Genomic DNA, 7788 nt, shown 5'->3' with positions numbered 1-7788 from the left:
ACCAACGGTCATTGTTTTACTTTCACCACCGGTTATAATTAAATCTCCGCTAATGATTTGACTTCCACCGTCTGCATAAAACCCTTCATCAACATTTTGAATGGTTGTTTTGCCCATTAACCTAACTTCACTACCAGAGTCCGATGTCCATATACCAGTGCGTTCGTTGTCGGGGCCGTCAAGTGCTTCACCACCGATTATTGTTAAATCTTTGCTGGTGATTTTACCACCGTCAACTGCTCCAAGGCCGCCCAAAGTATTGTTAATTATTGTATCACCATGCAATTGAATTGTGCTGTCATTGCCACTTACAAATGCACCGTTTCCTTTTCCCTCTGTTTTTAGAGCAACATCTGTGGCATCAATATGCCCTCCGTTGATTGCGAATAACGCTGTTTCGTTCGCGGCTACGGATCCTCCCATCATCATGATCTTAGATCCTGAACCGTCTGCAAGGAGTCCTCCGCCATCAGATGATGTAATGTTAGCATTGTTTTTTAAGATAATCGTACTGCTGGCTTCGGCGCTTCCTCCTACATCACGTCCACTAAATGATCCTCCTGAGACCGTTATTGTTGAGTGATCATTTGCAACTATACTGGCGGCTGCCTGAGTCACTTCTACATTATTTAAAACAACGGTACTTTTGTCTGCTTTTATTCCAAAGTTTAGTAGCGCATCGTCTTTACTATTCGATATCTTCACACCTTCTAGCTTGTTTTCACCGCTGTTACTGTTTAAGAAGCTGGCACCAACTAGAGAAGTTTTAATGGTTCCTCCAGTCATGTTTATTGCGCCACCATCGTTTGTTGTAAGTCCAATTTCACTATTACTAATCGTTGTTCCTTCAAGCAATTCAACTACACTGCCTTCGCCATTAGAAAATACACCAGACGATATATCTTCGTCATCTACAGATACATCTGTAACATTTAGAGACACATTTGTGACCGTAATATGTCCACCATTTTCAGCAACCAATGCATTACCTTTCCCCGTGACGGTTCCTCCCGTCATGCTGATGGTGGAGTTTGAACTATTTGCATAGAGTCCAACGTTATCAGATGATGTAATGTTTGCATTGTTGGTTAAAGTGATGGCGCTGCCGTTTTGAGCAGATATTGTTGTATTTCGTGCATGAAATGATCCTCCTGAGGCTGTTATTGTCGAGTGATCATCTGCAACTAAGGCATTGGTTGCTTGCATGACGGTTACATCTTTTAAAGTGACGATACTGTTTTGGTCTGCTATTACTCCCAAGCTCAGTGGCGCATCGTCTTTACCACTTGATATCGTCACACCTTCTAGTCTGTTTTCATTGCTGCTGCTTGAGAAGACAGCACCAACTAGAGAAGTTTTAATGGTTCCTCCAGTCATTTTTATTGCGCCACCATCGTTTGTTGTAAGTCCAATTTCACTATCACTAATCGTTGCCCCTTCAAGCAATTCAACTACACTGCCTTTGCCATTAGAAAATACACCAGATGACTTATCGCTATCATTTGTTTTTAGGGTTACATCTGCAACAGTAATATGGCCACCATTTTCAGCAACCAATGCATTACCTTTCCCCGTGACGGTTCCTCCCGTCATGCTGATGGAGGAGTTTGAACTGTTTGCATAGAGTCCAACGTTATCAGATGATGTAATGTTTGCATTGTTGGTTAAAGTGATGGCGCTGCCGTTTTGAGCAGATATTGTTGTATTTTGTGCATGAAATGATCCTCCCGAGATTGTTATTGTCGAATCATGATCTGCAAATATACCGGCTGCTGCTTGAGTCACTGTTACATCTTTTAAAGTGGCGGTACTTTTATCTGCTTTTATTCCAAAGTTCAGTGGCGCATCGTCTTTACCACTCGATATTGTCACATTTTCTAGTTTGTTTTCACGACTGTTACTGTTTAAGAATCCAGCACCAGCTGCAGAAGCTGTAATGGTTCCCCCAATCATCTTGATTGCGCCATCATTTTGTACTGCAAGCCCGATTGCACTACCACTAATTGTTGTCTTTCCAAGCAATTCAATTACACTATTTGCGCCATTAGAAAATACACCAGATGACTTATCGCTATCATTTGTTTTTAGGGTAACATCTGTAACAGTAATATGGCCACCATCTTCAGCAGCTAAAGCATTCCCTTTTCCCGTGACGTTTCCTTCTATCATTGTGATGGAGGAGTTTGAACCTTTTGCATAGAATCCAACATCACCAGATGATGTAATTTTTGCACCATTTGTTAAAGTGATAGCGCTGCCGTTTTGAGCAGATATTGTTGCACCTTTTGCATCAAATAATCCTCCCGAGATTGTTATTGTCGAATCATGATCTGCAAATATACCGGCAGCTGCTTGAATCACTGTTACATCTTTTAAAGTGACGGTACTTTTATCTGCTTTTATTCCAAAGTTCAGTGGCGCATCGTCTTTACCACTCGATATTGTCACATTTTCTAGTTTGTTTTCACGGCTGTTACTGTTTAAGAATCCAGCACCAGCTTTGGAAGCTGTAATGGTTCCCCCAGTCATCTTGATTACACCACCGTTTTGTGCTTGAAGCCCGACGGCACTATCACTAATCGTTGTCTTTCCAAGTAATTCAATCATGCTACCAAGGTCATCAGAAGCTACACCAAATCCATCACCATTTGTTTTTAGGGTGACATCTGTAACAGTAATATGGCCACCGTATGTTGTCGTTACTGCTTCCTCTTTCGCTGTGATGCTCCCTCCTGTCATTTCGATTATGGACTTTGAGCCTTCCGCATAGAGTCCAGCATCATTATATGATGTAATTTTTGCACCGCCAGTTAAAGTGATGTTGCCGCCGTTTTGAGCAAATATTGCTGCTTTTTCTGCATCAAATGATCCTCCTAAAACTTTTACTGTGGAATCATATGCATCTATGGCAGTTTGTGCTTGCGTCACTGTTACATTATTTAAAGTGACATTACTGTTAGTTGCCTTGATTCCATTGATTAGTGGCGCATCATCTTTCCCACTTGATGTCACTACATCTTTCAGTTCGTTTTCTTTGCTTTTGCTATCCAAAAAGAATGCACCAACTTTGGACGCTGTAATGCTTCCCCCAGTCATTGCGATTGCGCCACTTTCTTGTGTTTTCAACCCGATTGTAGCATCTTTGATCTTTGTATCAGACAATTCAATCACACTGTTTTCACCTTGAGACAAGGCGCCGAATCCACTCTCAATTTTAGTACCCTTATTAGATGCAGGATTATCCCCTTCTGTAGTAGGTGCACTTGTGGTATCTCCCTTTGCTGTTAGAGTACCACCCGTGACTTTAATATGACCACCGTCGTTTGTATACAATGCTGCGTCTTTTCCAGTTACGCTTCCTCCAGTCATTTTTATGGTGGTATTTTCATCATCGGCATGGAGTCCGTTACCATTAGATGAGGTAATGTTAGCACCGCCATCTACAGTAATGGTGGTGCCGCCCATAGCATATACGCCATCCATTTTACCCTCGAATGAACCTCCGGATACTATAACTTGAGAAACGTCATCCGCAAGTATACCAGTTTCTGCTTGCTTAACTGTTACATTTTCTAAAGTAATTAAACTTTCGTTGTTTATTTCTATTCCAAGGAGTGATGATGCTTCATTTTTATTATCTGATATCACTACGTTTTGCAGTATACTTCTACTATTCTTACTACCATCAATATAAACGCCAGTTTGAGAAGCTGTAATGTTCCCCCCGGTCAGGTTGATGTTAGCGCCGTCTTTTACAGAAATACCGAAACGAACATCAGAATCAGTGCCTTGAATATTTAAGCCATTTAATTCAAGCGCACTGTTAGCACCTTCAACTGTTACAACATATTTATCGCTACCTGTGTCTGTATTTGTGTTTTCATTTCCAGTTACAGTTACAGTACTGCCGGTGATTTTTCCTTTGTCTTTTACATAAATAGTCTCGTACGTTTTTCCGGATATATCTTTTTCTTCGTTGGCAACGCCAAGAGTTTCAGCATGTGCAGTGAACTGGATGTTGAATAGGATGATAGCAGCCGCAGCCGTGCATGATAAAAGGGATGTTTTATACACCAGTATTCTCCTTATGAGAGCCCCCAAATATTCATTTCCCCGCAAACTTCATAAGAAGAAGTGAAAATGGATAGTTGTTATTAATTTCGATAATTTTCTTTATTTGGTAAGACATTTTTGATTTTTTGTCAAAATTAAAAAATAAATAATATTAAATTTGTATGAATTTATATTTAACACACAATGTGCTTGTAATGATTTATATTATATAATTAAATTTATTGTAAATCTACATTATAGAAATTATAACTATTATTATTATACTTTACATAATTTATATTATTTTTTATAAAGTAATAATAGTATTTTATGTAGTATTGCTGCATTTTTATAGCTTATCAAAGTGAATGATGACGGTAATACTATAACACTGTTGCTAGCACTTTTGATTATTTATACCTTATTTATCATAATATTATAATATAATTGATCTTGATATCCAAAGGAGTTGGGCACTCTAGTATAAGAATATATTTTTTCTCCTGTTGGGGATATTTTAATAGTATACGACTAAGTTTTTATAAGCTGTTGATGTATCGATGACATTTGAAAGAGCCAGAGCCCAAGCTTATAAATCTTAATCAATTAAAGTTCTTGAAGTTGAAGGCTTGAAATCAACAGTGCTTTTATATCATCAAAGTGCACCTTCATTGAAGGATCATTGCTTTCGTTATTTCGAATTTTTGACATATTTTTGACAATAAAATCTAAAAAAATTGTCTCTGAGGAATTTTTTAATATAAAAAATATGTAACGTTTTTATGGTGATAGGTTTATGAGATATAAAGTTGAATTGGTAATCACCGTGATTGCTTTTACTCTCTCTGGTTGTTTTAATCTTGATTCTGAAAAAATAAAAAGAGACAAGAGGCTTCATCATGATGCATTCATGGATTGGTCTATGAAAGAAAAGTCTCTTACAAAAAATTATACTGCTATCATTATGGCTGATCCGCAACCGTGGCGTTTAAACTCTGGTGATGCCAATGGAATATCAAACAGAGAGCCATGGTTAAAGATAAATGAGCAGGTTGCTGGTGTGATAAAAGCGCACAAGGCTGCATTCCATATTGTCAATGGTGATCTGACGGAGTTTGGACAACAAAAAAACTATGATGATTATGAAAATGTTTATAAAACTCTTGGAGCACCTGTCTATGAGGGGCTAGGGAATCACGATTATGCCAATAATGTTGGTAATTGTACAAATCCTCAAGAATTCAGTTTTTACAAAGATGCTTGTGCTATAAGTGCAGTTTCAAGAATGGTATCGGAAATCAAAAAATACCGTAGTCAATTATCGCATTTCAATGCAGATGTTACTGAAAGCTTGGTTCCCATTTCGGGTGGAAATATTCGCTCGATAAGGGGGAGTTTGAGTTATTCTTGGGATTATGGAGATGTTCACTATGTGCAGCTTCACAATTATCCAAGCTATACGGTTGGTTTGAAGGGGCAGTCTACAGAAGTGCAAATCAATAAATCTTTAGATTGGCTTAGGAACGATTTAGCTGCTGCTGATGCAAGAGGTAAAGTGACAATCATTAATTTTCATGATGCGCGTGCTGCTTCCATTGATGGTGAATCCTTTTTTATTCGTAAAAAGAATGCTAAAGATTTGTCGGTCTTTAAGTCAATTATTACCTCTCATAATGTTAAAGCAATCTTCGTGGGTCACACGCATTATCAGTCTTATTGCCGTGCGAAAAATGATAAGGTTTTTGGAAATATCCCTATATATACAGCTGGTGCGCTTTTTAATGGAGATTATTACCTCTTAGATGTGAAAGGCAAGACCATTCACGTTAAAGCCTATAATGGAGAAATAGGAAAACCGCTTTTAATTAAAGATCTTGGTGTTATAGGGAAAGACACTCAATTTTCGGCAAGTTGCAGTAAGTTATAATAGGATTTGTTTCTTTGTCTTAAAGCATGAGGGAAAAAACGTATTATATGTGCGGACTTGAAGAGCAGTGGGAGTGTCTAAATGTTACTTAGAAATAGAGTGAAAAATCAGACATATTTTTTTCAAAGCTGCTAAGATTTCAGGTTATACGCTATAAGTGCAATGGTTTAATGTGAACTGAGCTTTAATACAAAGCAGAATAATGGTTTGTTATTCTATTTTTTCTTTTTAGGCTTTCATCTTTGAAGAAAGGGGAGTTTGTCAAGGGTGTGTTCATAATTTGCTAGCACTTGTTGTCCAGAATCATCAAGAAGGCTGTTTTTATTAATTTGTTGCGGTATAATTATTAAGTTATGCCCTTTATTAGAGCTTATAATATCTACTCATGGGCAACACTTTTCTTTTTCATAAGAAAAGCTTTTTATTTTGATCAATTTTTTACTTATAATCTTCAAACAATTGATGTTTTGTGATGCTGTATAATTTCTCTTGATTAATCGTATGAACTTTTAGTTGTATTACAATTTTATCTTCTTCTTTTATACGTAAGTAAATCGTTACAATAATATGATACAAATATTGGAGTCTGTTTATAGCTGTTATGGTCTCATGCAATTATCCTTAGATGACTCTCACGTGTCTTGGCAGTTTTATCTTTGCTTTGAGAGAGGTGTAAAAAGGGGATTTTAAGAAGTTTCAGTTTAGAAAGAGTTTTTTTGCCCGCGAAAAGCTCTCTGATGCTGCCAAGGCAAGTATGGAACAAGCGGGCGAAGATCTGGCTAATTCGATTGTCGATGGTTTTATGGGCACCATCTCACAACTGACAGATTTTTGTAAATCTTTGCCCCATCGCATGAAGGGGTGGATTGGGTCGATTGATGTTAAGAGAGTTTTTGCCAAGTTTTTTGGGGGGCAAAACGCCAATCCAGCCCATAGCACAATTTGCGGGGGCGGGGCGTGCAAATTCCCCTTTCACAGAAGCAAAAGGCAAAGAGCGCTCCACCATCACACACAATCAAAATGTCACAGTGCATGTCAATGGCGCCCGTGATCCTGTTGTCACTGGTCGTGCGGTTGGCCCATGCCATTCAACGGGCACGCGCTAATGCCCTGCATGGCGGGACAGAATGATACGGGTTACAGAATAAGGGAAAAGACGGCGTGCTGGAAAGAACACAATGAGGGGAGGGATGAAGTGCTAGGAGTGCGCAATGGTAGGAGAGATGCAATGATACGTTTCGAAAGAGATTACGTGCTGGAAGGGATACAATCAATGGGAGGGAGTCTATGAGAGATCCTTTGATGATGTTAGGACCGCATCAATTTTATGTGGAGTGGCTGAATTTCCAATCTTTTGAAGAAGAGTTTTCTGCCTCATGGGTTTGTATGGAGCGTTTTGGCAAGGCACCCAGTTTGCAATTTACCGGCTATGGCAATGATGCAAAAACCATTCATGGGGTTTGGTTTCCAGAAGAATTAGGGGACTGGGTAGCGATAGATGCCATCACTACAACTATTCGAAGAGCAAAGCCGGTCCAGATGCTTCGTTGGATTAATGATACCACCTATAGTGTCCTTCTCCATGGACCCGTAGTAATCACCACGATCAATAAAGACCACGACTATATCAGTCTTTCTGGTCAATCCCAACGCATCCGCTATTCCATTACGCTCTTGCCCTTTTTTAATGGCGGAAAACCACAAGGACAATACCAAGAGAGACAATATCAAATGGGGTATTACCAAGAGGAACCTACCCCATGAAGATACCCAAAAAGCGCGTTATTGTAGAGCTAGAGGATATGAGC

General features: G+C 38.9%; 4 protein-coding genes. 3 read left to right on the top strand and 1 reads right to left on the bottom strand.

Annotation, left to right across the window (positions count from 1 at the left end):
• Positions 1–4074: beta strand repeat-containing protein (locus tag ACFIK7_RS06805; RefSeq protein ID WP_375663139.1), on the bottom strand; the 4074-nt coding region annotated here is incomplete at its 3' end.
• A gap of 775 nt (positions 4075–4849) precedes the next feature.
• On the opposite strand from ACFIK7_RS06805, the gene ACFIK7_RS06800 reads away from it, so the two are divergent.
• From ACFIK7_RS06800 to ACFIK7_RS06790, 3 genes are all read left to right on the top strand, one after another.
• Positions 4850–5980 carry a metallophosphoesterase gene (locus ACFIK7_RS06800; protein WP_375631202.1) on the top strand — a complete coding sequence of 377 codons (1131 nt, stop codon included), beginning with the start codon at positions 4850–4852 and terminating at the stop codon, positions 5978–5980.
• 866 nt (positions 5981–6846) lie between these two features.
• A complete protein-coding gene (locus tag ACFIK7_RS06795) occupies positions 6847–7086 on the top strand; it encodes a hypothetical protein (protein ID WP_375663138.1) in 240 nt (79 codons plus the stop codon).
• 181 nt (positions 7087–7267) lie between these two features.
• Complete coding sequence (locus ACFIK7_RS06790) at positions 7268–7744, top strand: phage tail protein (protein ID WP_375663137.1); 477 nt, start codon at positions 7268–7270, stop codon at positions 7742–7744.
• Positions 7745–7788: the final 44 nt, after the last annotated feature.

This window comes from Bartonella sp. CL266QHHD (genome assembly GCF_042195355.1).
Taxonomy (GTDB): Bacteria; Pseudomonadota; Alphaproteobacteria; order Rhizobiales; family Rhizobiaceae; genus Bartonella.
The sequence above is the reverse complement of the archived record's forward strand: the minus strand, read 5'-3'. Positions and strand labels throughout refer to the sequence as shown.